Raw genomic sequence first — 23,966 nt, 5'->3', positions numbered from 1 at the left:
GCCGATTAGTGTGCGAACTGCTCGCAAGCCCCCGGAGCCGATGGCAGGCTCCGCCTCCGACGAAGGAGTCCTCGTGCCCGAAGCCGTGATCGTCGCCGCGGCCCGCTCCCCCATCGGCCGCGCCCGCAAGGGCTCGCTGAAGGACATGCGCCCGGACGACCTTGCCGCCCAGATGGTCCGCGCCGCACTGGACCAGGTTCCCGCCCTGGACGCGAACGAGATCGACGACCTGATGCTCGGCTGCGGCCTGCCCGGCGGCGAGTCCGGCAACAACCTCGGTCGGATCGTGTCGGTGCTGCTCGGGCTGGACACCGTGCCCGGCACCACGATCACCCGGTACTGCTCGTCGAGCGTGCAGACCACCCGGATGGCGCTGCACGCCATCAAGGCGGGCGAGGGGGACGTGTTCGTCTCCGCCGGGGTCGAGACGGTGTCCCGCTTCGACCGCGGCACCTCGGACTCGTGGCCGGACACCCACAACCCGCTCTTCGCCGACGCGGAGGCCCGCACCGTGGCCACCGCCGAGTCCGGCGCCGACACCTGGGTCGACCCGCGCTCGACCGGTGACCTGCCCGACGCCTACATCGCCATGGGCCAGACCGCCGAGAACCTCGCCCGCGCCAAGGGCGTGACCCGGGAGGACATGGACCGCTTCGGCGTCCGCTCGCAGAACCTCGCCGAGGCCGCTATCGCGGACGGCTTCTACGCCCGCGAGATCACCCCCGTCACCCTGCCGGACGGCAGCGTCGTCAGCACCGACGACGGCCCCCGCGCCGGCGTCACCTACGAGGCGATCTCGCAGCTCAAGCCGGTGTTCCGGCCGGACGGGCTGGTCACCGCGGGCAACTGCTGCCCGCTCAACGACGGCGCCGCCGCCCTGATCGTCACCTCCGACACCAAGGCCCGCGACCTGGGCCTGACGCCGCTGGCCCGGGTCGTCTCCACCGGCGTCACCGGCCTGTCGCCGGAGATCATGGGCTACGGCCCCGTCGAGGCCTCCAAGCAGGCCCTGGCCCGCGCCGGCATGACCATCGACGACGTCGACCTCGTCGAGATCAACGAGGCCTTCGCGGCCCAGGTCATCCCGTCGGCCCGCGACCTGGGGATCGACCCCTTCGGCGACACGCTCAACGTCCACGGCGGCGCGATCGCCGTCGGGCACCCGTTCGGCATGACCGGCGCCCGCATCACGACCACCCTGCTCAACGGCCTGCGCGCCCGCGACAAGAGCATCGGCCTGGAGACGATGTGCGTCGGCGGCGGCCAGGGCATGGCGATCATCTACGAGCGGCTCTCCTGAGTCTTGTAGCCCCGGGGTTCCCGGGGCTACATTCGCCCCTATTAGTTCAGGTTCCATACAAAGGAGCGCACGATGAGGTCGCCCACCCCCGCGGACAGGTTCTCGTTCGGTCTCTGGACCGTCGGCTGGCAGGCCCGCGACCCCTTCGGGGACGCGACCCGGCCGCCGTTGGACGTCGTGGACGCGGTGCACCGGCTGGCCGACAGCGGCGCCTGGGGCCTGACCTTCCACGACGACGACCTCATCCCCTTCGGCTCGGACGCCGCGGCCCGCGACAAGCAGATCGCCCGGCTGCGCGAGGCCCTCGACGAGACCGGCATGGTCGTGCCGATGATCACGACCAACCTGTTCACCCACCCCGTGTTCAAAGACGGCGGGTTCACCTCGAACGACCGCGGGGTGCGCCGGTTCGCGCTGCGGAAGGTGCTGCGCAACATCGAGCTCGCCGCCGAGCTCGGGGCGCAGACGTTCGTGCTGTGGGGCGGGCGGGAGGGCTCGGAGTACGACTCGGCGAAGGACGTCCGGGCCGCGCTGGACCGCTACGCCGAGGCCATGGACCTGCTGTGCGGCTTCGTCCTCGACCGCGGCTACGACCTGAGGTTCGCGATCGAGCCCAAGCCCAACGAGCCCCGCGGCGACATCCTGCTGCCCACCGTCGGGCACGCCCTGGCCTTCATCTCCCGGCTCGCGCACCCGGAGCTGGTGGGGGTCAATCCCGAGGTCGGCCACGAGCAGATGGCCGGGCTGAACTTCGTGCACGGCATCGCACAGGCGCTCTGGGCGGGCAAGCTGTTCCACATCGACCTGAACGGCCAGCGCGGCATCAAGTTCGACCAGGACCTGGTCTTCGGCCACGGTGACCTGCTGAACGCCTTCTCCCTGGTCGACCTGCTGGAGACCGCGGGCTACGCGGGCCCGCGGCACTTCGACTACAAGCCCTCCCGTACCGAGGACATGACCGGGGTGTGGGACTCGGCCGCGGCGAACATGCGCACCTACCTGATCCTCGCCGAGCGGGCCGCGGCCTTCCGCGCCGATCCCGAGGTCCAGGAGGCGATGCAGCTCGCCGGGGTGCCCGACCTGGCCACCCCGACCCTGGCCCCCGGGGAGTCCTACCGGGACCTGCTCGCCGACCGCAGCGCGTTCGAGGACTACGACCCCGAGGTCGCGGGGAACCGCGGGTACGGTTTCGTCCGGCTCCACCAGCTGGCCCTGGAGCACCTCACCGGAGCGCGCTGACGTGGCGACGAGCCCGGTCGGGCCCGCGGCCCTGCGCAGGCACAACCTCGGCCTGCTGCTCGCCGCACTGCGCGAGGGCCCGGCCTCCCGGGCGGCCCTCGCGGCCCGGACCGGGCTCACCCGCGCGACCGTCGCGTCCCTGCTCGACCCCCTGGTCGCCGACGGCGTGCTCGACGAGGCCACCGCGGCGCCGAGCGGCGTGGGCAGACCCGCCCGCCCGGTGTCGTTCGCGCCGGGGGCGCCGGTGGCGCTGGGGATCTCGGTGGAGATCGACGGCCTGGTCGGCTGCGCCGTCGGGCTCGACGGCAGGCTCACCGCCCTGCGCCGGATCGCCGTCGACCACACCGGCCTGACGGCCGCCGCGATCGCGGACGGCGCCGGCCGGTTCGCCGCCGCCCTGGCCGCCGACCTCGCGGCGGGAACCGCGGACACCGGCGCGGGCCGGAGCCCCGGCGCAGGGCCTTCCCGGGGCCGGGTCGTGGGGCCCCGCGGGTCCGGTGCGGGGCGGCGCGTGCTGGGCACAGCGCTCGCCCTCCCCGCCCTGCTCAGCGGCCCCGCGACCGACCCGCTGGTGGTCAGGGCCCCCAACCTGCCCGCGCTCACCGGCACCCGCCCGGCGCAGGCGTTCACCGCCGCGTTCCCGGGGCCGCTCGTGGTGGGCAACGAGGCGACGCTGGGCGCGTTGGCCCACCTCGACGTCGCACCGGACTTCGTCTACGTGTCCGGGGACGTCGGGATCGGCGGGGGGCTCGTCGTCGACGGCGGGGTGTGGCGGGGGGCGCGCGGGTTCGCGGGCGAGATCGGGCACGTCGTCGTGGACCGGGAGGGCCCGCCGTGCGGGTGCGGTGGGCGCGGGTGCGTGGAGCAGTACGCGGGCCGCACCGCCCTGCTGAGCGCCGCCTGCGCCGCCGACCTCGACGCGCTCGAACTGGCCTTGCGGGACGACGATCCCCGAGCTCGCCGGGCGGTCGACCGAGCGGGCGCGGCGCTCGGTGTGGGGCTGGCCTCGGTGGTCAACGTCGTGGACCTGCCGGTCGTGGTGCTGGGCGGGACCCTCGCCCGACTCGTCGAGCACCTGCGGCCCACCGTCGAGTCAGAGCTGGCGCAGCGATGCATGGGCCACCCGCCGGACCGGGTCGTGGCCTCTCGCCGACACGGCACGGCGACGGTGCGGGGCGCCGCCGAGGCCGTCCTGACCGAGGTCCTCACCGACCCCGACCGCCTCCGCCCCCCGGCCTGACCCCACGAGCCCCCGCCTCCCCACACCCGAGCCGTGTCCGCCGCGCGACCACAGCGGTATCTCGCGCACCGGGTTGTGGAGGGCGCACTCGCCCGCCCCGTCGGCCGGAGTGGTGGAACCCCGCCCGACCAGCGGGGCAGGTGATCGACATGCTGGATCGGGGCGGCACAGTCCCGCTCGGTGCAGCGTCCGCGATCCCGGGATCGGATCACCTCGACGAGCACCCCGGTGAAGGGGACTCACACCTCCTCCCACCCCCCGCTCTCGGCAGACCGCAGCACAGCCTCGATCAACCGAGCGGAGCGCAGCCCGTCGGTGAAGGTGGGCAGCCCGACCGGGTCCGCCCCGCCCACCGCGGCGTAGGTGTCCGCGACGAAGGCCTCGAAGCACTGCGCATACCCCTGGGCGTGGCCTGCGGGGAGGGTGGCGAGCCGACGCTGCTCGGCGGAGCCGCGGGACGGGTCGCGGGAGACGAGCCGGTCCCCGTCCGGCGAGCCGAGCCAGATCTGCTCGGGGTTCTCCTGGTCGAAGACGGCGCTGCCGCGGGAGCCGTCCAGCTCGAACCAGAGCCGGTTGCGGCGGCCCGGGGCGACCTGGGAGACGGTCAGCGTGCCCAGCACTCCGCTGCGGGTGCGGAGCAGCAGGACCACGACGTCCTCGGTGGTGACCGCCGCGGCAGGTCCCTCCGCCGCACCGCTGAAGCTGGTGACCGACCCGGTGGGCCGCTCGGCGACGGTGACCCCGGTCTGCGCGCTGACCGCGGCGATCTCCTCGCCGCTGACCCACTCCACGAGGTCGCACCAGTGCGAGCCGATGTCCGCGAACGCCCGCGACCGCCCGCCCTGCGCCGGGTCAACCCGCCAGTTCGACGAGTCCGCCGCCAGCAGCCAGTCCTGCAGGTAGCTGCCGTGCAGCAGGGACCAGCGGCCGAACTCGCCCGCCTCCGCCCGAGCCCGGATCTCCCGGACCAGGGGATGGAAGCGGTAGACGTACGGCACGGTGGCCACGACACCGACCTCGCGGGCCTGCTCCGTCATCGCCCGGGCCTCGGCGACGGTGAGCCCGAGCGGCTTCTCGCAGACCACGTGCTTCCCGGCGGCGAGCAGCGCCTCGACGTACGGGGCGTGCGTCGCGTTCGGGCTGGTCACGTGCACGAGGTCGACGTCCGACGCGGCGATCTCGGCGACGTCCGAGTACGGCCGCGTGCCCCACTCCGCCGCCACCTGCGCGGACCGTTCGGGCGACGAGGCCAGCACCCCGGCCACCTCGGCCCCCGCCAGCAGGGCGGCCCGGCGGTGGACCACCCCGATCATGCCTGCGCCGACGATCGCGATCCTGAGAGACGTCATGGTCTGCAGCGTGCCCCACCAGGTGGTGCACGGTCGGCAGTGCCCTCGGTCAGCCCAGGTGCGTCCGGATCAACGCCTCCGCCTTCTCGCGCTGGCGCACGGAGATCCCGTCCCGGTCCTCCTCCCACCCGAACACACACGACGACACCACACCGTCGAAACCCACCGACCCCAACGCCGCGAACACCGCATCGAAGTCCACCTCACCCCGACCCATCTCCGCATGCTGGTGCACCCGCACCGACGATCCCGGCGGATTCACGATGTACTTGAGCCCACGGTGGTCCCACGAGTCCGCCAGGTGCACATAGGAGACCTTCTCCCCCGCCGCGGCGATGATCCCCGCCGCATCACCGCCCTGGTGGAACGTGTGCGGCGTGCAGTACAGAAACGAGATCCACTCCCGGTTGAGCCCCCGCACCATCTCCACCGCCGCCCGACCGTCCTCGATGAAGTCATCCGGGTGCGGCTCCAACACCAACTTCACCCCCTCCCGCTCGAACACCGGCAACAGCTCCTCCAACGACCGCAGGAACTGCGCCTCCGCCGACTCCGGCGCCTCAGGGCGGCCGTTGAACTCCGAGTTCATCACCTCCACGCCGAGGTCCACGGTGATCTGGATGGCCCGCCTCCACGCCCGCACCGCCGCCTGACGCTCGTCCTCACCCGGACCCGACCACCGCAACACCGGCAACACCGACGCGATCCCCACCCCCGCGTCCGCCGCCCGCTTCCGCAACCGAGCCACCCCGGCGTCATCCACCCGCGGATAAGAGAAGAACGGGATGAAATCCGCCTTCGGCGACAACTCCATGAACGAGTACCCCGCACGAGCCACCACATCCGGCAACTCCCACACCGAATGCGTCGAGTAGTACATCTGCGGGTCCAGCGCGAGCTTCACAGCGCCCCCGCCGCCTCGACCAGGTTCTTGGCGGCCAGCGCGAGACCCTCGGTCCGGGAGTACGCGGCATCCTCGTGCTCGATGTTCACCGCCATGTCCGGGTCGATGTCGGCGAGCGCGCGCAGGACCTCGGTCCAGTAGGCGCCGTCGTGCCCCACACCCACGGCCACGAACCTCCAGGCCGGGTTCTCGGGCCAGGCGTTGCACCAGAAGCCGTAGCCGGTGGGGACCTTGCCCGGGGCGTCCGCCGGGACGCGGGTGAACGAGGTGTCCAGCACCCCGCGGATGTCGACGCCGGGCTCGATCGCCGCGTCCTTCGCCGCGGCGTGGAAGACCAGGGGCCCCAACCACCGGATGCACGCGACGACGTCCATGCCCTGCCACATCAGGTGCGACGGGTCCATCTCGGCCCCGACGTTCGTCGCGCCGATGTCGTCCACCAGCTTCTTCAGCGTGACCGGGGAGAAGACCAGGTTGTGCGGGTGCATCTCGATCGCGACCCGGACGTCGTTCTCCCGGGCGAGGGCGTCGATCTCGGTCCAGAACTCCCGCGCGACGGCCCACTGGTAGTCGAGGACGTCCAGGTAGACACCGTCCCAGGGGTTCACGACCCAGGACGGGTACCTCGCGTCCGGGTCCGAGCCGGGGGTGCCGGACATCGTGACGACGTGCTTCACGCCGAGGAGCCCGGCCAGCCGGATGGTGCGGCGCAGGTCGTCCGCGTGCTTCGGCCCGACGCCGGGCAGCGGGTTGAGCGGGTTGCCGTTGCAGTTCAGCCCGGTGAGCTCCATGCCCCGCTCCGCGAACACGGCGAGGTACTCGGAACGGGCCCTCGCCGAGCTCAGCAGCTGGTCGACGGGGCAGTGCGGGGCCGGGATGAAGCCGCCGGTGTTCACCTCGACGGAGGTGAGGCCGTTCGCGGCGAGGACGTCGAGCGCCTCGGCGAGGGTGAGGTCGTGCAGGCAGGCGGTGTAGGCGCCGAGCTTGAGTGCCATGGTCGGGTTCCTCTCAGAGGGTGACGGCAGCGCCGTCGTTCGCGGCGGACCGGACGACCGCCTGGATGATCTCGAGGGTGCGCAGCGCGTCCGCGAAGGTCGCGCAGGGCGGGATCGGGTCCGACACACCGGCCACCTGGTCGAGGAAGGCGCGGGCCTGGTAGGTGAAGTTCTCGCTGTTGCCGCCGCCGACGCCGGGTGCCTCCATCGGCATGCCGCCTGCGAAGTAGGGCAGCTGCGGGCCGGCGATGATCTGCCGGGCGCCCCGGGTGCGGGCCTCGGGCTGGGCGTCGTCGAACAGGTACTCGGCGGGGCGGTTCTGGTCGAACGCGGCGCGGCCGCGGACGCCGAGGACGTCGAACGCCAGGCCGTTGGGGATGCCGAACGCGGTGCGGGACACCGAGAACGTGCCGACCAGGCCCGAGGCGAAGCGCGCGGTGAAGGTGGCGGAGTCCTCGTTCTCGACCTCGCCCAGCTCGTCGGACACCGGGGCCGCGTTGTGCCCGACGACCGCGCCCAGCGGCAGGGGCCGCTTGCCGATCTGGGTGGACAGTGACGCGCCGGCGACGGACACGATCGGCCCGGCGACGTACTCGGCGGTGTCGATCACGTGCGAGCCGATGTCGCCGAGCGCGCCGGACCCCTTGGGACCCTTGAACCGCCAGCTGAGCGGGCCGCGGGGGTCGGTGGCGTAGTCGCACCAGTAGCGGCCGCTGAAGACCGAGAGGTCACCGAGCTCGCCGCGCCGGGCGTGGTCCCGGATCGCGGCGATCGACGGGTTGCGACGGAACGTGTAGCCGACCGCGGTGACGAGCTCGGTCGAGCGCTCCAGCTCGACCATCGCGCGGGCGTCGTCCACGGAGCCTGCCAGCGGCTTCTCGCAGAGCACGTGCTTGCCCGCGGCGACCAGGGCCTCGGCGATCGGGCGGTGCAGGTCGTTGCCCACGACGATGCTGACGGCGTCGATCGACGGGTCCTCGACGACCTGCTCCCACGAGGAGTAGGCGTGCTCGTAGCCGTAGCGGCGGGCGGCGTCCGCCCCCAGCTCGAGGTTCGCGTCCGCGATCGCGGCGAGCCGGATCTCCGGCAGGCCGGGCCCGAAGACGGTGCCCGCGTTGCGGTAGGCGGCCGCGTGACTGCGGCCCGCCATCCCGGCGCCGATGACGGCGACGGAGAGCGGAGGACGGGACATGGGGGCACCCTTCGACGACGGTGGCATGCTGGAACGTTCCGGCGATGACGCGTTCCACTGCCGGGACCGAAACCGGAACGTTCCGGTAGCGTGGCGACGACGGTAGGAGTCGGCCCGCTAGGGTGTCAAGGGGAGGTGTGATGGCCGCGAGGAAGGTGACGATCGTCGACGTCGCCCGTGCCGCAGGCACCTCGGTGTCCTCGGCGTCGGTGGCGATGCGCGGCGACCCGGGGGTCTCCGAGACCACCCGCGCCCACATCCTCCGCACCGCGGAGCGCCTGGGCTACCGGCCGGACCAGCGCGCCCGCAGGCTGCGCGAGCAGCACACCCGCATGCTCGGGGTGACCTTCCGGGTGGGCCAGAGCTTCCACGCGGAGGTGTTGGAGAACCTCTACCGCGCCGTCGGGAACACCGGGTACGACCTGGTGCTCAGCGCGCGGACCGCGGAGCGCTCGGAGACCGACGCGGTCGAGAGCCTGCTGGCGGACCGCTGCTCGGCCCTGATCCTGGTCAGCCCGGAGATCAGCGCGCTGGACCTCGCGGCGGTCCGCAGGCGGGCCCCCGTCGTCACGATCGGGTCGGACCTGCTCGCCCCCGGGGTGGACTCCGTGCGGGCGGACGACCGGGACGGGGTGCGCGCGGGCGTCGCGCACCTGGTCGAGCTGGGTCACCGGGACATCACCTACGTGGACTCCCCCGGCGCCGTCCTCGCGGGCGAGCGCCGGGAGGGCTACCTGGAGGCGATGAAGCGGCACGATCTCGCGCCGCGGGTGCTCACCGGCGGCTCGGACGAGGAGTCCGGGATCGCCGTGGCCACGCGGCTGCTCGAGCACGGTCCGCTGCCCACCGGGCTGTTGGCGCACAACGACATGACCGCGTTCGGCGTGCTGCTCACGATGCGCGCCCGCGGCGTGGACGTGCCGGGTCGGCTGTCGATCGTCGGGTTCGACGACACCCGGCTGGCCGGGCTGCGCGGTGTCGACCTGACCTCGGTGAGCCAGGGCGCCGCCGCGCTCGCCGCGACCGCGATCCGGCGGGCGGTGGGCCGCGCCGAGGACCTCGACGAGCCCAGCCGCGAGTTCGTCACCCCCGCCCACCTCGTGGTCCGGGGGACGACGGGTCCTAGTTGAGCCTTCGGGTGCCCTCGGGCAGCCCACCACCGGCGTAGACGTCCTCGGCCAGGGAGGCCAACGCCGTCAGGGCCACGTTCTGGCTCCACGGCCCGTAGGACACCCGCGCCACACCCAGGCGCTGCGCGGCGTCGAGGGGGATCGACCCGGGGATGCCGATCAGGCTGACCCTCCGCTCGCCGAGCGCCTCGACCAGCCGCCCGACGGTCGTCTCGTCCAGCTTCCCGGGGGCGAAGAAGCAGGTCGCGCCCGCGTCCAGGTAGGCGCGGCCGCGCTCGATCGCGTCCGCCAGGACCTCCTCGGGGTCGCGGTCGCCCGCCTTGAGGAAGGCGTCCGTGCGGGCGTTGAGCGCGAACGCCACGCCCGCCGTCTCCGCGGCGGCGACGGCGGCCTCGACCGCCTTCACCGAGTCCGACAGCGGCTTCATCCGGTCCTCGAGGTTCGCCCCGACGACGCCGACGTCGATCGCCCGCGCGATCGTGCCGCCCGCGTCGGAGTACCCGGCCTCGAGGTCCGCGCTCACCGGGAGGTCCCCGGCGTGGCGGACGATCAGCCCGACCTCGGCGATCATCTCGTCCCGCGGGATGACCTCACCGTCCGGATAGCCCCGGGCGGCGGCGATTCCGTGGCTGGCGGTGGCGAGGGCCTTCGTGCCGGGGGTGTTCGCGACGACGGTGGCGGTGATCGCGTCCCACACGTTGACGACCAGCAGCAGTTCGGGATCGTGGTGCAGTCGGGTGAGCTCGGCGGCCTTGTCGGAGACGGTGACCATGGCGCGACCGTACCGCCGCGCGACCGCGTGGGCCCGCCACGGACGGGTACCCGACGGCATGCATGCCGATCTGCTCGTCATCGGTGGCGGACCGGCCGCCCTGGCCGCCGCCACCGCCTACCGCGACCACGGCGGGGAGGGCTCGGTCGTCCTCGCCTCCGCCGACTCCGCGGCGCCCTACGCGCGCCCGCCGCTGTCCAAGGACTTCCTGCGCGGCGAGTCCGAGGCCGCCGACGCGGAGCTGACCTCCGCCATGACCTACACCGAGCGGGGTCTGACCCTGCTGCTGCGCCGCGAGGTCACGGCGCTGGACCCGGCGGCCCGCACCGCGGGCGACGTCACGTTCACCACCTGCGTGCTCGCCACCGGCGCCCGTCCGCTGCGGATCCCGGTCCCCGGCGCCGACGACCCCGCGGTCCTGACCCTGCGCAGCCTCGAGGACGCACAACGGCTGCGCAGCGCGGCGCTGGGGGCGCGGACCGCCGTCGTGGTCGGGTCCGGGTTCATCGGGTGCGAGGCCGCGGTGTCGCTCGCCCGCCGCGGGCTCACGGTCACGGTGGTGGCCACCGAGGAGCTCCCCCAGCTCGCCCGGCTGGGTCCCGAGGTGGGCGAACGCCTCGCCGCGTGGCTCGAGGAGGACGGGGTCGCGCTGCGCGGGGGCGCCTCCGTCGAGGAGATCGTCGGAGGCCGCCGCGTCCGGCTCGGCGACGGCACCACCCTCGACACCGACCTCGTCCTGATGGCCACCGGCGTGGAGCCCGCGGCGGACCTGGCCGAGCGGGCCGGGCTCGCCGTGGAGAACGGCCGGGTGGTCGTCGACGCCCACATGCGCACGTCCGTGCCGCACGTGCTGGCCGCCGGGGACGTCGCCTTCGCCGAGAACCGCGCCGCGGGCAGGCACCTCGCCGTGGAGCACTGGGGCGAGGCGGAGGGCATGGGCGCGATCGCCGGGGCTACGGCGGCGGGCGCGGACGCGGTGTGGGACACCGTGCCCGGTTTCTGGAGCGTGATCGGCGACCACACCCTGCAGTACAAGGCGTGGGGCGACGGCTACGACCGCGCCCACCTCGTCGACCACGGCGACGGCGCCTTCACGGTCTGGTACGCCGACGACCGCGGCCGCACGGTCGGCGTCGCCGCCCACGGTGCCGACGAGGACTACGAGCGGGGCGACGCGCTGATCCGGGCCGGAGCACCGGTCCCCACCGCCGTGCGGCGGTAGGAGCCGGTCGGCCCCCGCCGCTGCGTGGCAGAACGGCGGAGGCCTGGGCCGGACGAACGCCCGGGCGTCAACTCCGACCTGTCGATGACGTACCCGGCCCCATCCGGACTACACCCGGTTGGCCGAGCCGGGTACGGGTAGCCGCCCGGGGAACGCACGAGAGGAGACCACCATGGGCACGTTGACCGGCAAGCGCATCGCCATCCTGGCCACCGACGGGGTCGAGGAGGTCGAGCTGACCGAGCCCCGCAGGGCCGTCGAGGCCGCGGGCGCCACGGCGGACCTGGTGTCGCTGAGCGCCACCGAGATCCAGTCGATGACCTCGGACATCACCCCGAGCGCCACCTACCCGGTGGACCGCGTGGTCGCGGACGTCGACCCCGCGGAGTACGACGCCCTGATCCTGCCGGGCGGCACCGTCAACGCCGACCGGCTGCGGATGGACGCCGACGCGCGCTCCCTGGTGACCGCCGTCCTGACCGCGGGCAAGCCGGTCGGGGTGATCTGCCACGGACCGTGGACGCTCGTGGAGGCCGACCTGGTGAAGGGCCGGACGCTCACCTCGTTCCCCAGCCTGCGCACCGACATCCGCAACGCGGGCGGGACGGTCGTGGACGAGGAGGTCGTGGTGGACGACAACCTGGTGAGCAGCCGCAACCCCGACGACCTGCCCGCCTTCTGCAAGGCCGTCGTGGACACCTTCGCGGGCTGACCGTCGCACCGGGAGCAGCTCCCGGCCCGGGCGAGCGGGTGGTGGACGCCTCCCCGATCGTGCGGCGGAGCCCCCGCCTCGCTAGTCTCGGGCCACCCACCTGTCGAGGAGTCGCGTGGCAGAACCGACGCCGCCGATCACGGCGAACGACCCGCGGACGGCGCCTCCGGCGCAGCCGCTCCGGGTCCTGCTGATCGAGGACGACGACGCGGACGCCCTGTTGGTGGAGGAGCTGTTCGCGGACGTCGGCGAGATCACCGACACGGTGCACGTGCGCAGTCTCGGTGAGGCGCTGCCGCTGGTCGCGGACGCGGACTGCGTGCTGCTGGACATGAACCTGCCGGACGCCGCGGGTCTCGAGGGGCTCGCTCGGCTGCTGGCCGTCGAGGGGCACCCGGCGGTCGTCGTGCTGACCGGGGACGTGGACGAGACCCGGGGGCGGGCCGCGGTCGCCGCGGGCGCCGAGGACTACCTGATCAAGGGCCGGGTGGACGGGCAGCTGCTCACCCGGGCCGTGCAGTACGCCGTCGAACGCAGGCACGTCGAGCACCTGAGCCGACAGCTGGACCAGGCCCGCGCCCACGAACGCGAGAACCGCAGGCTCGGCCGCGGCCTGCTCCCCACCGCACTGCTCGGCGACGCCGCCCTGGCCCTGACCAGCCGCTACCAGCCGGGGGCGCAGCAGCTGCTGCTCGGCGGGGACTTCTACGACTGCATCGAGACCGAGGACGGCACCGTCCACCTGATCATCGGGGACGTCAGCGGGCACGGCCCGGACGAGGCCGCGGTCGGGGTGAGCCTGCGCATCGCCTGGCGGACCCTCATCCTCGCCGGGGTGCCCGCCGCCCACGTGCTGCCGATCCTGGACCAGGTGCTCGTCACCGAGCGGCACGACCCGATGCTGTTCACCACGGTCGCGATGGTCTCGCTGGCCGCGGACCGCCGCAGGCTCGCGCTCTACCTGGCCGGACACCCGGCACCGCTGCTCGTCGAGGGCACCACCCCGCGCTCGCTGCCGGACCACGCCCTCGGCGTGCCGCTGGGCGTGCGGCTGGGCACCACCTGGCCCGCGGTGGACGTCTCGCTGCCCGCGGGTGAGTGGGCGCTGCTGCTCTACACCGACGGGTTGATCGAGGCCCGCGACACCGCGGGCGAGGTGCTCTGGACGGACGGTCTGCTGGAGCTGCTCACCGCCCAGCTCGCCGCCGTCGGCCCGGCCTGGCGCACCGAGCCGGAGCGCACCCTGGACCGGCTCCTGGCCACCGTCGACGAGCGCGCTCCGCTGCGCGGGGACGACCTGGCGCTGGCGCTGCTCACCCACATCCCCGCGGTGGACGTGCCGCGGGAGAGCTTCCGCTACGACCCCGTCCCCGAGGCCTGCCGACGGGTCCGCCGAGACGTCCGCGCCAGCCTCGCCGCGTGGGCCGTCGGGCCGGACGCGACGGACGCCGCGGTCGTCGTGGCGAACGAGCTGGCCAGCAACGCCATCGACCACGCGCGGACGCCCTTCGGGCTCACCGTCACGCTCACCCCGCGGGGCGTGCGCCTCGAGCTGTCCGACGGGTCGGCCGCCGAGCCGCAGCTCCAGGTCCACGACGTCGCCGCGGTGCGCGGCCGCGGCCTGCAGATGGTCCAGGCCCTGTCCGCGGATTGGGGCTTCCACCATCACGACACGGGCAAGACCGTGGTCGCCACCATCGCGCTGGACGCGGCGTCGGTGGCACCCTAGACCGAGTACCGGATGCCCGGATCCCGTCGATCCCCAGCGACGGGACCCGCGGCAGCACGAGAGAGCACCCTCCGCCATGATCGAAGCCCCTCAGCCCGACGAGGCTCCGCTGGAGCTGGCGGCCCGCACCCTCGACGGCGGCGTCCTGCTGGTCGCCGTCCGCGGCGAGCTGGACAGCGCGACCGCCCCGCGGGCCACCGCCGCCCTGCAGCGGGCGACCACGCCGGGGGTCCGGACCCTCGCGCTGGACCTCTCCGCGGTCACCTTCCTGGCCTCCAGCGGGATCCAGATGCTGGTCTCCGCCCTGCGCGGGGACGGCGGCGTGGACGGCGACCTGCACCTGGTCGCCCCCAGCGATGCCGTGCTGCGGATCCTGCGGCTGCTGGGCCTGGACCAGGTGTTCACCATCCACGACACCGTGGACGACCTGGTCAGTGCCGGGTCGGCAGGAACTCCTGCAGCTTCGTCTTCGCGCCCTCGACCATCAGATGAGCGGCGGACGGATCACCCTTGAGCACGGCCTGGACCATCGACAGCGCCTGCTCCGCGGTGGCGTGCGGCGGGATCGGCGGCACGTCGGGGTCACAGTGGACGTCCAACAGGACCGGGCCGTCGGCGGACAGCGCGCGGTCCCAGGCGGGCCCCAGCTGCCCCGGCTCGGTCACGGTGATCGCCTCCATCCCGAACCCGCGCGCCACGTCCGCGTAGGACATGTCCGGCAGGACCTGGGACTCCTCGAACCTGGGCGCCCCGCCCATCGCCCGCAGCTCCCAGGTGACCTGGTTGAGGTCGTTGTTGTGCAGCACGCACACCACCAGCCGCGGGTCGGACCAGCGGTCGGCGTAGCGGCGGATGGTGAGCAGCTCGGCCAGGCCGTTCATCTGCATCGCGCCGTCCCCGGTCAGCGCGATGGCGGGCCGGTCCGGGTGGGCGAACTTGGCGCCGATCGCGTAGGGCACGGCGTTGCCCATCGTGGCCAGGGTGCCGGACAGCGAGCCGCGCACGCCCGCGGGCATCCGCAGCACCTTGCCGTACCAGTTCGCGATCGAGCCGGAGTCCGCGGTGACGATCGCGTCCGCGGGCAGCCGGGCGTTGAGCTCCCACACGATCCGCATCGGGTTCACCGGGTCGGCGTCCACGTGGGACTGCTTCTCGATGGTCTCCCACCAGCCCGCCACGTTCTTCTCGACGGTCTCCCGCCACGACCGGTCCTCGGCGCCGGTGAGCAGCGGGAGCAGGGCGCGCAGGGTGCTCGCCGCGTCCCCGACGAGGTTGACCTCCGTCGGGTAGCGCATCCCGATCAGGCCGCCGTCCAGGTCGATCTGCACCGCGCGGGCCTTGCCGTACTCGGGCAGGAACTGGCTGTACGGGAAGCTCGAGCCGATCATCAGCAGGGTGTCGCAGTCCCGCATCAGCTCGTAGCTCGGCCGGGTGCCGAGCAGGCCGATCGAGCCGGTCACGAAGGGCAGGTCGTCCGGCAGTACGTCCTTGCCCAGCAGCGCCTTCGCCACCCCGGCGCCGAGCAGGTCGGCCACCGCGGTGACCTCCGCGGCCGCGCCCCGCGCGCCCTGGCCGACCAGGATCGCGACCTCGGACCCCGCGTTCAGCACCTCGGCGGCACGCGCCAGCTCGGCGGGGGGCGCCGTCACGACGGGCGCGACGAGCTCGGTGCTCCCTCCGGCCGGCACGTCTTTGAACGCGTGCGCCGGCGGCGCGTACTTCTCGGTCTGCACGTCGCTCGGGATGATCAGCACCGTGGGGGCACGCCTCGCCAGCGCGGTCCGCATGGCGCGGTCCAGCGCGTTCGGCAGCTGCTCGGAGACGTTGACCTCGACCAGGTACTCGCTCGCCACGTCCTTGAACAGCGCCTGCAGGTCGACCTCCTGCTGGTACGCCCCGCCCATCGCGCTGCGCTCGGTCTGCCCGACGATCGCCACGACCGGCACGTGGTCGAGCTTGGCGTCGTACAGGCCGTTGAGCAGGTGGATCGCGCCCGGGCCCGAGGTCGCCATGCAGACGCCGACCCGACCGGAGAACTTGGCGTACCCCACCGCCTCGAAGGCGGACATCTCCTCGTGCCGGGACTGGACGAACCGCGGCCGGTCGTCCGCCGTCCCGAAGGCGGTGACGATGCCGTTGATGCCGTCGCCCGGGTAGGCGAAGACCTGCTCGACCCCCCACTCGCGCAGTCGTTGGAGCAGGTAGTCGCCGACCGTGTCCGCCACCGGATGTCCTCTCGTCGTGTCCGGGTCGGCTACCCGCCCACCCGGACCCGACACCTCAGGAGGTCCGCGCGCCGCCCGCGAGCCATCCCCGGGTGGTCTCGGCGCGGACCTGGCCGAGGTCCGCGGGGTCCAGCAACCCGATCGACGCGGCGTGCACGGCGATCTCCGTGCTGTCCCCGACGGCCAGCATCGGCACCCCGAGCGCGGTGACCCGGCCCGCGAGCTCCTGGACCTCGGCGGCCCGCCGCGGGTTCCAGCCCGAGGCCTGCCGGACGTAGATCGCCCGGACGCGGTCCGGGTGGGCCTCCGCGACGCCCGCGTAGATCTCCGGGTCCAGTTGGCCGGTGTCCCCCACCAGCACGAGCCCCAGGCCGGGGTGTTCGGACAGGATGCGCCGGATCAGCCCGGTCTTGTGCTCGCGGGCGCCGATCCGGAACAGGTTGCCGTGGCCCGGCCCCCAGTCGGTGAGCAGCAGCGGGCCGAGCGGGAAGGCGCGCAGCGCGATGAACTCCAGCAGGGTCCCGTGCAGGTTCCAGGGGCTGGTGGAGACGTAGAACACCGGTCGGCTGACCCCCGGCGACGGCGAGACCAGTGCGCGGTACAGCGCGGCGGCGCCGGGCAGCGGGGCCCGGTCGGCGGTCTCGGTCAGCAGGGTGGCCCGCAGGAACGCCAGCCCGCGGGTCAGCCCGGTCTCCAGGATGGTGTCGTCCACGTCGCTGACCAGCGCCACGTCCGCTCGCGGGTCCACGACCAGCACCTTCGCCCGGGCCGCCGTCCCGTCCTCGAGGCCGAGGTCGACCTCCCGCCACCCGGGCTCGAGCCCGGGCTGCTCGACGACGGCGTCCACGTACCCCTCGGAGTCCGCCCGCACGCGTTCGACGCCGGCCGGGGTGCGGATCTCGACCCGGGCGCGCGGCAGCTCGATGGTGAAGAAGCGGCTCAGGCTCGCGAGGAACACCTGGCGGCGCGACCGCGGACCGGGCGGCGGGTCGTCCTCGGTGACGGCGTCCGGATGGCCCATCGCGACCCGTGCCCCGATCCGCACGCGCTCGACCGAGCCGTGCCCGATGAAGGGCATCACGAGCGGGCGGCGACGGCCCCGGATCACGACCACGGCGATGACGACCCGACCCAGCACCCGTTCCGCCACGACGGCCAGCCGGACCAGGGCGGCCTTCGCCCGCGCACGCATCACGGGCCCACCCTTCCCTGTGGACGGACGAGCCGCCACCCGGGTGGCACGGTCCCGCGATGTCCCGCGGGTACCGGGGAGTCGATGATGGTCCTCACAGAGGCGCCCCCGAGAGCTAGGAGCCCCATGGACGTCGAACCGCAGCCGGTGCTCGCCCCGCTGAGCAGCGCCGCGCTGATCCTGGTCGGAACCGTCGCGCCGGACCCGGACCCGGACGCGGCCGCCCGCGTCCGGGAGTTCGCCGGGGACCTGCCCGGCCTCGTCCGCGCGGTGGGCTTCCGCGACCAGGACGCCGCGCTGTCCTGCATCGTCGGGTTCGGCGCGGCGGCCTGGCCCCGGCTCTTCGCCGCGCCCGCGCCGCCCGAGCTGCACCCCTTCGTCCCGCTCGACGGGCCGCACACGGCGCCCTCGACACCCGGCGACGTCGTCTTCCACATCCGGGCCGCCCGGCTGGACATGTGCTTCGAGCTGGCGACCCGGATCACCGCCACGCTGCGCGGCGCGCTGCGCCCGGAGGTCGAGGTCCAGGGCTTCCGCTTCTTCGACAACCGCGACCTGCTCGGCTTCGTCGACGGCACGGAGAACCCCACCGGCGCTGCGGCCCCCGCGGCCGCGCTGGTCCCGGCGGGCCCGTTCGAGGGCGGCAGCTACCTGGTGGTCCAGAAGTACCTGCACGACCTCGACGCCTGGAACTCACTCCCCATCGCCGCCCAGGAACGGATCATCGGCCGGGACAAGCTGGCCAACGTCGAGCTCGACGAGGCGGACCTGCCCAGCTCCGCGCACCGCCTGCTCACCACGATCACCGACGCCGACGGCACCGAGCGCAAGATCCTGCGGGACAACATGCCGTTCGGCAGCCCGTCGGCGGGCGAGTTCGGCACCCTGTTCCTGGGCTACGCGGCCACGCCGTCGGTGCTGGAGGCCATGCTGCGCAACATGTTCCTGGGCGACCCGCCGGGCAACTACGACCGCATCCTGGACTTCTCCACGGCGGTCACCGGCGGCCTGTTCTTCGCCCCGTCGCTGCCCCTGCTCGACGAGCTGTCCGCCGCCGCGCCCGCCGCGGAGGGCGGGCTGAGCATCGGGTCGTTGCGCGACACCCCCTGACCGCCGCTCCACAGGTCGGTGCCGGAGACCGAACTCCTGTGGAGGAGGCCGACGATGCGGGCGGCCCGGCCGATCTCCCGTCCTCGGGGCGCTCACTCCCCCGGGCGGATCACCGACTTGATCGCCGTCTCGTCGCGGGCCGGGGCGGTCAGCGCCGCCTCGGTGTCCGCCAGCCCGTAGTGGCCGGTCACCAGGGCGTCCAGGTCGATCCGGCCGGATGCGGCCAACCCGATCGCCGTCGGCCAGGTGTTGGCGTAGCGGAAGGTGGCGGTCAGCTCGATCTCCCGGCGCTGCAGCGAGCCCAGCGACAGCGCGAGGTCCGCCGAGCCGCTGCCGACGAGCACTGCGCGGCCCGCCGGTGCCAGCGCCTCGATCGCCCCGCGGGTGGCCTCGGGATGCCCCGAGCACTCCAGCAGTAGGTCCGGGTCCAGTCCGTCCAGCGAGGACTGCGAGACGTCCACGGTGGCCGTCGCGCCGAGCCTTGCCGCGACCTCCAGCCGGTACGGGTTGACGTCCGCGACCACGACCTGGGCGGCGCCCGCCGCGGCCGCGACCTGGGTGGCGACCAGCCCGATCGGACCCGCCCCGTTGACCAGGACCCGGCTGCCGGGGCCGACGCGGCCCTTCCGCGCCGCCCACACCCCGACCGACAGCGGCTCCAGCAGCGCCGCCCTGTCGTCGTCCAGGGAGTCCGGGACGGGATGGGCGAAGGCCTCGTGCACCACGACGTACTCGGCCAGCGCGCCGTCGATCGGCGGGGTCGCGTAGAACTCCATCCGCGGGCAGAGGTTGTAGCGGCCCGCGAGGCACTGGGGGCACGTGAAGTCCGGCCTGCCCGGCTCGATGGACACCCGGGTGCCCGGGCCGACCACTCGGCCACGCGCTCCGTCTCGACTGGGGACCGACCGGCGCCGCCGCGATCGCGGGGGACGTGGACGTCGCCGTGGTCGTGGACGTCCTGAGCTTCACCACGACCCTCACCGTCGCGGCGGACCGCGGGACCATCGTCCACCCCTACCCCTGGCGGGACGAGTCGGCCGTGCGGTTCGCCGCCGAGCACGATGCCGTCCTGGCCGCGGGGCGGACGACCGGCGGGATCAGCCTGTCCCCCGGCACGATCCGGGCGGCCCCGGACCTGCCGCGGCTGGTCCTGCCCTCCCCCAACGGCTCGACCATCGGCTCGCGGCTCGCGGCTCGCCGACGCCGTCCCGCAGGTCGTCGGGGTGAGCCTGCGGAACCGGAGCGCGGCGGCGGAGTGGCTGCGCGGTCGGCGGGCCGAGGAGCCCGGGGTGCGGGTCGCGATCGTCGCGGCGGGCGAGCGCAGGCCCGACGGCACGCTGCGCCCCGCGGTGGAGGACCTGTGGGGCGCGGGCGCCCTGGTCGCCGCCCTCGACGACTGGCCCGCCTCCCCCGAGGCCCGCGCGGCCGCGGCCGCCTTCACCGCGGTCGCCGACGACGTCCGGGCCGCCCTACACGACTGCGCGAGCGGCCGCGAGCTTCACGGCATGGGCTTCCCGGACGACGTGGACACCGCAGCCGAGCTCGACGAGAGCACGTCGGTCCCGATCCTGCGGGACGGAGCCTTCATCGCCTCCCGATCCAACCGAGCGCTCGGCGGTGGGTGTCGGGACGGCGGAGGCGCCCCGTGACGTGATCGGCCTCCCGGACCGTTCTGCGTACGGTGGGGCGCGGACGTCGGAGGGAGCAGCCGTGCTGGCCAGGGTCGAGGAGTTCTGCACCCGCTACGGGCTGAGGGTGCCGGTGCTGGAGGCGCCGATGGCGGGCGCCTGCCCGCCGGAGCTGGCCGTCGCGGTGGCCGAGGCGGGCGGGATGGGCGCGAACGGCGTGGTCCTCGACCGGCCCGCGGCGATCGCCGACTGGGTCGCCCGGTTCCGGGCGGCGTCCGCGGGACCGCTGCAGCTCAACATCTGGGTGCCGGACGAGCCCGTCGACGCTCCCGCCCGCGTCGCGGCGGCCGAGGGCTTCCTGCGCCGCTTCGGCACCCCGGGCGAGGCGGCGGGCCCCGGCCCGGTGTTCGCCGAGCAGTGCGAGGCGATGCTGGCCGCCGAGCCGACCGCCGTCTCCACGATCATGGGTCTGCTCGACCCGGACTACGTGGGCAGGCTGCACGAGCGCGGCATCGCCTGGTTCGCCACCGCCACCACGCTGGACGAGGCGCTGGCCGCGCAGGAGGCGGGCGCGGACGCCGTCGTCGCGCAGGGGATGGAGGCGGGCGGGCACCGCGGCACCTTCGACCCGGACGCGGCGGAGCGGACGACGGTCGGGCTGATCGCGCTGGTGCCCCGGCTCGCCGACCACCTGCGAGTGCCCGTGATCGCCGCGGGCGGCATCGCGGACGGGCGCGGTGTCGCGGCGGCACTCGCTCTCGGCGCGTCGGCGGTGCAGATCGGCACGGCGTTCCTGCGTACGCCCGAGGCGGCCGTCGCCCCCGGCTGGGCGGCGTCGCTGGCCGATCTGCCACCGGAGGGCACCGTCCCCACCCGCGCGTACTCCGGGCGGCTCGGCCGCGCCGTCGCCACGCCGTACGTCACCGCCTGGCAGGAGCCCGACGCGCCCGCCCCGGCCCCCTATCCTCAGCACCGCGCCCTGGTCGGGCGGTGGCGCCGCGGCACGACCGAGGGGCTCGACGCGGCCAACCACTGGGCCGGGCAGTCCGCCGCGCTCGCCCGGGCGGAACCCGCGGGGGAGGTCGTCGCCCGGATCTGGGCTCAGGCCCGCGAGCTGCTGGCCTAGCGTGGCCGGGAACGTCGGGACGCCGGGGGCGAGCGTCGCGGGGCGGACGTTCGCGCTGCTCGGGGCGTTCGACGCCGAGCACCGCAGCCTCACCCTGACCGAGCTCGCCGCGCGGGCGGCGCTGCCGTTGAGCACCACGCACCGGCTGGCGGCCGAGCTCGTCGGGCTGGGGGCGCTGGACCGGCGCGGGGACCGGTACGTCGTCGGCAGGCGGGTGTGGGACCTGGGACTGCTCGCGCCGGTCCAGGCGGAGCTGCGCCAGGTCGCGGCCCCGTTCCTGCAGGACCTCTGGGCCGCCACGCACGCCACCGTGCACCTGGCCGAGCGGGACGAGACCTCGGCGCTGTATCTCGACCGGATATCCGGGACGACCTCGGTGCCGGTGGTGAGCCGGGTGGGTGGGCGGCTGCCGCTGCACGCCACCGGCGTCGGGAAGGTGCTGTTGGCCTGGGCGCCCGACGACGTGTGCGCCGCCGTCCTGCGTTCGCTCACCCGCCTCACCCCCTACACCGTGACCCAGCCCGGCAGGCTCGCCGAGCAGCTCGTCCGGGTGCGGCGGGAGGGGTTCGCGCAGACCGTCGAGGAGATGAGCACCGGGGCGTGTTCCGTCGCGGTGCCCGTGTGGGGTGGCGACGGTGCGGTGGTGGCCGCGCTGGGGCTCGTCGTCCCCGACCTGCGCCGCCACCGCCCGCGGCTGGTGGCGGCGCTGCAGGTCGCGGCCGCCGGGATCGGCCGCTCGCTTTCCACTGAGTAGAAGCGTCGGCTGGGCTCGGGACCGGTCGCCGCGCAGACTCACGGGCATGCGCACCCAGGTCGCCATCGTCGGCGCAGGCCCCGCGGGACTCCTGCTGTCCCACCTCCTCGACCGCGCGGGCGTCGAGTCCGTGATCGTCGAGACCCGCTCCCGCGAGTACGTGGAGGCCCGGATCCGCGCGGGCATCCTCGAACAGTCCACGGTGGACCTGCTGCGGGACAACGGGCTCGGCGAGCGCCTCGACCGCGAGGGCGACGTGCACCGGGGAATCTACCTGCAGTGGCCCGGCGAGCGGCACCACCTGGACTTCACCGAGCTCGTGGGGCGCAGCGTGGCCGTCTACGGGCAGACCGAGGTGACCAAGGACCTCGGCCGCGCGCGGGACGCCGCCGGACAGCAGATCGTCTACGAGGTGGCGGACACCGCCGTACACGATCTCGAGACCGACGCCCCGTTCGTCACGTTCACCCGCGACGGGGAGACGGTGCGGCTCGACGCGGACGTCGTCGTCGGGTGCGACGGCTCCTTCGGCCCCTCCCGCGCCGCGGTCCCGAACCCGCAGACCTGGGAGCGCATCTACCCGTACTCGTGGCTGGGGATCCTCGCGGACGTCGCGCCGTCGACGGACGAGCTGATCTACGCCTGGCACCCGGACGGCTTCGCGCTGCACTCCATGCGCTCGGAGACGGTCTCGCGGCTCTACCTGCAGGTCCCCAACGGCACGGACGTCGCCGACTGGTCGGACGACCGGATCTGGTCCGCGCTGTCCGCGCGCTTCGCCCTCGACGGCTGGACCCTGAACGCCGGCCCGATCACCGAGAAGTCGGTGCTGCCCATGCGCTCGTTCGTGCAGCAGCCGATGCGCCACGGACGGCTGTTCCTCGCCGGGGACGCCGCCCACATCGTCCCGCCGACCGGTGCGAAGGGCCTCAACCTCGCCGTCGCGGACGTCGCCCTGCTGGCCCCCGCCCTCGCCGCGCTGGTGCGGGACGAGGACTCCACCCTCGCCGACACCTATTCCGACGACGCCCTGCGCCGGGTCTGGCGCTGCACCCACTTCTCCTGGTGGATGACCACGATGCTGCACACCTCCACCGACCCCTTCGACGCCCGGCTCCAGCTCGCCCAGCTCCGCTGGGTCGTCTCCAGCGAGGCCGCGGCGCGGGAGTTGGCGGAGAACTACGCGGGCCTGCCGATCAGGTTCTAGGACCCTTCTCGGGGGTTCGGTGCGGGTCCGGATCCCGCCGTCGACACGGGGACCGGGCCCGACCGGCCCACGCCGTGGCACGCGACCCTGGACGCCGACCGCAGCCCGCACGTCACCGCCGTCCGGGCGAGCGGCGCCACCCGCTGGACCTTCTGAACCGGGGACTCACTCGGGGTGGGGGTCGGAGAGGGTGCGTGCGGCGCGCTGCAGCTCGACCACCCGCGGGTCCCCGGCGTCTCGCGGCATCCGGCTGCCGGTGCCGATCAGGGCGAGGGTGGCGACGAGGGAGCCGTCGACGCCGTGGATGGGGGCCGCGATGCCGCGCAGGCCGTCCCCCGAGGCGTCGCTGATCGCGACGCCGGACCGCCGGATCTGCTCGCGCAGGGCCAGCAGGTTGGCGCGCATGGGCTCCTCGATGCCCTCCAGCGCGCGCTCGATGGCCCGCTTGTCGGTGAGGTGGGCCAGGTACATCTGCCCCTGGGCGGTGACGATCGGCAGTGTGGAGCCCACGGCGACGGAGATCCGGATGAAGCGGCTCTGCTCGTCGTGCACCCGCGCGACCAGCGGCCCCCGCCCACCCCAGACGGACAGCACCGAGGTCTCCCCGACGGCCTCCGACAGGATCTGCATGACCGGGTCGGCCCGGTCCAGCAGCGGCAGCCGGTCCAGCGCGAGCAGCCCGACCCGGGACAGCGTCGGGCCGAGCGAGTAGCCCTGCCCGACGGCGTGGGTGAGCAGCCCGTGCTTCACCATCGCGGTCAGGTAGCGGTAGGTCGTCGACCGGTTCAGGCCGAGCCGGGCGGTGGCCGACGCCAGGTCGACCCGCGAGGTCTCGTGGTCGAACAGCTCGAGCACACGCGTGACCCTGGCCAGGACCTGCAGGTCCCGCCCCTCCCCGGGGCCCCGACGCGCCTCGGTGTCCTCGTCCGCCACCCCGACA

Annotated in this window: 22 protein-coding genes; 13 read left to right on the top strand and 9 right to left on the bottom strand. The window is 74.1% G+C overall.

Features of this window, described 5'->3' with window-relative positions; genetic code table 11:
* Nucleotides 1–73 precede the first annotated feature (73 nt).
* The 3 genes from ABD993_RS23930 to ABD993_RS23920 all read left to right on the top strand — a co-directional run bounded on the left by ABD993_RS23930 (nt 74) and on the right by ABD993_RS23920 (nt 3,779).
* Nucleotides 74–1,300, top strand: a complete 1,227-nt coding sequence (locus ABD993_RS23930; RefSeq protein WP_345422644.1) for an acetyl-CoA C-acetyltransferase — start codon at nt 74–76, stop codon at nt 1,298–1,300.
* A 72-nt stretch (nt 1,301–1,372) separates the two neighbouring features.
* Nucleotides 1,373–2,539 (top strand): xylose isomerase, encoded by a 1,167-nt coding sequence (gene xylA / locus ABD993_RS23925; protein WP_345422642.1) that lies wholly within the window; start codon nt 1,373–1,375, stop codon nt 2,537–2,539.
* Nucleotide 2,540: 1 nt separating this feature from the next.
* Nucleotides 2,541–3,779: an ROK family protein gene (locus ABD993_RS23920; RefSeq protein ID WP_345422639.1), complete on the top strand. Its 1,239-nt coding sequence runs from the start codon at nt 2,541–2,543 to the stop codon at nt 3,777–3,779.
* A 239-nt stretch (nt 3,780–4,018) separates the two neighbouring features.
* Here ABD993_RS23920 and ABD993_RS23915 read toward each other — a convergent pair whose 3' ends face one another.
* Genes ABD993_RS23915 through ABD993_RS23900 form a run of 4 tightly spaced genes read right to left on the bottom strand, consistent with a single transcriptional unit; the run spans nt 4,019 to nt 8,219 of the window.
* Nucleotides 4,019–5,128: a Gfo/Idh/MocA family protein gene (locus ABD993_RS23915; protein ID WP_345422636.1), complete on the bottom strand. Its 1,110-nt coding sequence runs from the start codon at nt 5,126–5,128 to the stop codon at nt 4,019–4,021.
* 49 nt (nt 5,129–5,177) lie between these two features.
* Nucleotides 5,178–6,032, bottom strand: coding sequence for a sugar phosphate isomerase/epimerase family protein (locus ABD993_RS23910; protein WP_345422633.1), 855 nt, complete (start codon nt 6,030–6,032; stop codon nt 5,178–5,180).
* A complete protein-coding gene (locus ABD993_RS23905) occupies nt 6,029–7,027 on the bottom strand; it encodes a sugar phosphate isomerase/epimerase family protein (RefSeq protein WP_345422630.1) in 999 nt (332 codons plus the stop codon). Before ABD993_RS23905 ends, ABD993_RS23910 begins: the two co-directional genes overlap by 4 nt.
* Before the next feature lie 13 nt (nt 7,028–7,040).
* Nucleotides 7,041–8,219, bottom strand: a complete 1,179-nt coding sequence (locus ABD993_RS23900; RefSeq protein WP_345422627.1) for a Gfo/Idh/MocA family protein — start codon at nt 8,217–8,219, stop codon at nt 7,041–7,043.
* A gap of 140 nt (nt 8,220–8,359) precedes the next feature.
* On the opposite strand from ABD993_RS23900, the gene ABD993_RS23895 reads away from it, so the two are divergent.
* Nucleotides 8,360–9,349, top strand: coding sequence for a LacI family DNA-binding transcriptional regulator (locus ABD993_RS23895; protein WP_345422624.1), 990 nt, complete (start codon nt 8,360–8,362; stop codon nt 9,347–9,349).
* Here the strand turns inward: ABD993_RS23895 and ABD993_RS23890 are convergent.
* On the bottom strand, nt 9,342–10,121 hold the full coding sequence (locus ABD993_RS23890) for an isocitrate lyase/PEP mutase family protein (protein ID WP_345422622.1): 780 nt from the start codon (nt 10,119–10,121) through the stop codon (nt 9,342–9,344). The two genes, ABD993_RS23895 and ABD993_RS23890, sit on opposite strands and share 8 nt — an antisense overlap.
* On the opposite strand from ABD993_RS23890, the gene ABD993_RS23885 reads away from it, so the two are divergent.
* From ABD993_RS23885 to ABD993_RS23870, 4 genes are all read left to right on the top strand, one after another.
* Nucleotides 10,120–11,343 carry an NAD(P)/FAD-dependent oxidoreductase gene (locus ABD993_RS23885; RefSeq protein WP_345422619.1) on the top strand — a complete coding sequence of 408 codons (1,224 nt, stop codon included), beginning with the start codon at nt 10,120–10,122 and terminating at the stop codon, nt 11,341–11,343. The genes ABD993_RS23890 and ABD993_RS23885 overlap by 2 nt on opposite strands.
* 172 nt (nt 11,344–11,515) lie before the next feature.
* Complete coding sequence (locus tag ABD993_RS23880) at nt 11,516–12,055, top strand: type 1 glutamine amidotransferase domain-containing protein (protein WP_345422617.1); 540 nt, start codon at nt 11,516–11,518, stop codon at nt 12,053–12,055.
* Nucleotides 12,056–12,170: 115 nt separating this feature from the next.
* Entirely contained in the window at nt 12,171–13,784 is a 1,614-nt protein-coding gene (locus tag ABD993_RS23875) for an ATP-binding SpoIIE family protein phosphatase (protein ID WP_345422614.1), read from the top strand.
* A 76-nt stretch (nt 13,785–13,860) separates the two neighbouring features.
* The gene (locus tag ABD993_RS23870) at nt 13,861–14,298 is read left to right on the top strand and encodes an STAS domain-containing protein (RefSeq protein WP_345422611.1); all 438 of its coding nucleotides are present in this window, start codon (nt 13,861–13,863) and stop codon (nt 14,296–14,298) included.
* Here the strand turns inward: ABD993_RS23870 and ABD993_RS23865 are convergent.
* Both ABD993_RS23865 and ABD993_RS23860 read right to left on the bottom strand, forming a co-directional pair.
* Nucleotides 14,216–16,009, bottom strand: a complete 1,794-nt coding sequence (locus tag ABD993_RS23865; protein WP_345422608.1) for a thiamine pyrophosphate-requiring protein — start codon at nt 16,007–16,009, stop codon at nt 14,216–14,218. The two genes, ABD993_RS23870 and ABD993_RS23865, sit on opposite strands and share 83 nt — an antisense overlap.
* 55 nt (nt 16,010–16,064) lie before the next feature.
* Entirely contained in the window at nt 16,065–17,201 is a 1,137-nt protein-coding gene (locus tag ABD993_RS23860) for an App1 family protein phosphatidate phosphatase (protein WP_345423320.1), read from the bottom strand.
* A 126-nt stretch (nt 17,202–17,327) separates the two neighbouring features.
* Between ABD993_RS23860 and ABD993_RS23855 the strand changes: the two genes are divergently transcribed.
* The gene (locus ABD993_RS23855) at nt 17,328–18,311 is read left to right on the top strand and encodes a Dyp-type peroxidase (protein WP_345422606.1); all 984 of its coding nucleotides are present in this window, start codon (nt 17,328–17,330) and stop codon (nt 18,309–18,311) included.
* A 92-nt stretch (nt 18,312–18,403) separates the two neighbouring features.
* Here the strand turns inward: ABD993_RS23855 and ABD993_RS23850 are convergent, their stop codons facing one another.
* Nucleotides 18,404–19,183 carry a zinc-binding dehydrogenase gene (locus tag ABD993_RS23850; RefSeq protein WP_345422603.1) on the bottom strand — a complete coding sequence of 260 codons (780 nt, stop codon included), beginning with the start codon at nt 19,181–19,183 and terminating at the stop codon, nt 18,404–18,406.
* Nucleotides 19,184–19,534: 351 nt separating this feature from the next.
* Between ABD993_RS23850 and ABD993_RS23845 the strand changes: the two genes are divergently transcribed.
* The 4 genes from ABD993_RS23845 to ABD993_RS23830 all read left to right on the top strand — a co-directional run bounded on the left by ABD993_RS23845 (nt 19,535) and on the right by ABD993_RS23830 (nt 23,026).
* Nucleotides 19,535–19,960 carry a 2-phosphosulfolactate phosphatase gene (locus ABD993_RS23845; protein WP_345422600.1) on the top strand — a complete coding sequence of 142 codons (426 nt, stop codon included), beginning with the start codon at nt 19,535–19,537 and terminating at the stop codon, nt 19,958–19,960.
* Nucleotides 19,961–20,021: 61 nt separating this feature from the next.
* A complete protein-coding gene (locus ABD993_RS23840; RefSeq protein WP_345422597.1) occupies nt 20,022–21,065 on the top strand; it encodes an NAD(P)H-dependent flavin oxidoreductase in 1,044 nt (347 codons plus the stop codon).
* Nucleotide 21,066: 1 nt separating this feature from the next.
* On the top strand, nt 21,067–21,819 hold the full coding sequence (locus ABD993_RS23835) for an IclR family transcriptional regulator (protein ID WP_345422594.1): 753 nt from the start codon (nt 21,067–21,069) through the stop codon (nt 21,817–21,819).
* Nucleotides 21,820–21,865: 46 nt separating this feature from the next.
* A complete protein-coding gene (locus ABD993_RS23830; RefSeq protein ID WP_345422591.1) occupies nt 21,866–23,026 on the top strand; it encodes a 4-hydroxybenzoate 3-monooxygenase in 1,161 nt (386 codons plus the stop codon).
* Between the two features lie 165 nt (nt 23,027–23,191).
* Here ABD993_RS23830 and ABD993_RS23825 read toward each other — a convergent pair whose 3' ends face one another.
* A complete protein-coding gene (locus tag ABD993_RS23825; protein WP_345422588.1) occupies nt 23,192–23,959 on the bottom strand; it encodes an IclR family transcriptional regulator in 768 nt (255 codons plus the stop codon).
* Nucleotides 23,960–23,966: the final 7 nt, after the last annotated feature.

Origin of the sequence: Pseudonocardia xishanensis (assembly GCF_039541715.1) — a bacterium.
GTDB classification, from domain to species: Bacteria; Actinomycetota; Actinomycetes; order Mycobacteriales; family Pseudonocardiaceae; genus Pseudonocardia; species Pseudonocardia xishanensis.
The sequence above is the reverse complement of the archived record's forward strand: the minus strand, read 5'-3'. Positions and strand labels throughout refer to the sequence as shown.

Excerpts from the sequence above, each read along its gene's own strand:
- xylA (WP_345422642.1), top strand. The coding sequence starts at position 1,373 with ATGAGGTCGCCCACCCCCGCGGACAGGTTCTCGTTCGGTCTCTGGACC.
- ABD993_RS23915 (WP_345422636.1), bottom strand. The coding sequence starts at position 5,128 with ATGACGTCTCTCAGGATCGCGATCGTCGGCGCAGGCATGATCGGGGTG.
- ABD993_RS23905 (WP_345422630.1), bottom strand. The coding sequence starts at position 7,027 with ATGGCACTCAAGCTCGGCGCCTACACCGCCTGCCTGCACGACCTCACC.
- ABD993_RS23900 (WP_345422627.1), bottom strand. The coding sequence starts at position 8,219 with ATGTCCCGTCCTCCGCTCTCCGTCGCCGTCATCGGCGCCGGGATGGCG.
- ABD993_RS23895 (WP_345422624.1), top strand. The coding sequence starts at position 8,360 with ATGGCCGCGAGGAAGGTGACGATCGTCGACGTCGCCCGTGCCGCAGGC.
- ABD993_RS23885 (WP_345422619.1), top strand. The coding sequence starts at position 10,120 with ATGGCGCGACCGTACCGCCGCGCGACCGCGTGGGCCCGCCACGGACGG.
- ABD993_RS23890 (WP_345422622.1), bottom strand. The coding sequence starts at position 10,121 with ATGGTCACCGTCTCCGACAAGGCCGCCGAGCTCACCCGACTGCACCAC.
- ABD993_RS23880 (WP_345422617.1), top strand. The coding sequence starts at position 11,516 with ATGGGCACGTTGACCGGCAAGCGCATCGCCATCCTGGCCACCGACGGG.
- ABD993_RS23870 (WP_345422611.1), top strand. The coding sequence starts at position 13,861 with ATGATCGAAGCCCCTCAGCCCGACGAGGCTCCGCTGGAGCTGGCGGCC.
- ABD993_RS23860 (WP_345423320.1), bottom strand. The coding sequence starts at position 17,201 with ATGCGTGCGCGGGCGAAGGCCGCCCTGGTCCGGCTGGCCGTCGTGGCG.
- ABD993_RS23855 (WP_345422606.1), top strand. The coding sequence starts at position 17,328 with ATGGACGTCGAACCGCAGCCGGTGCTCGCCCCGCTGAGCAGCGCCGCG.
- ABD993_RS23830 (WP_345422591.1), top strand. The coding sequence starts at position 21,866 with ATGCGCACCCAGGTCGCCATCGTCGGCGCAGGCCCCGCGGGACTCCTG.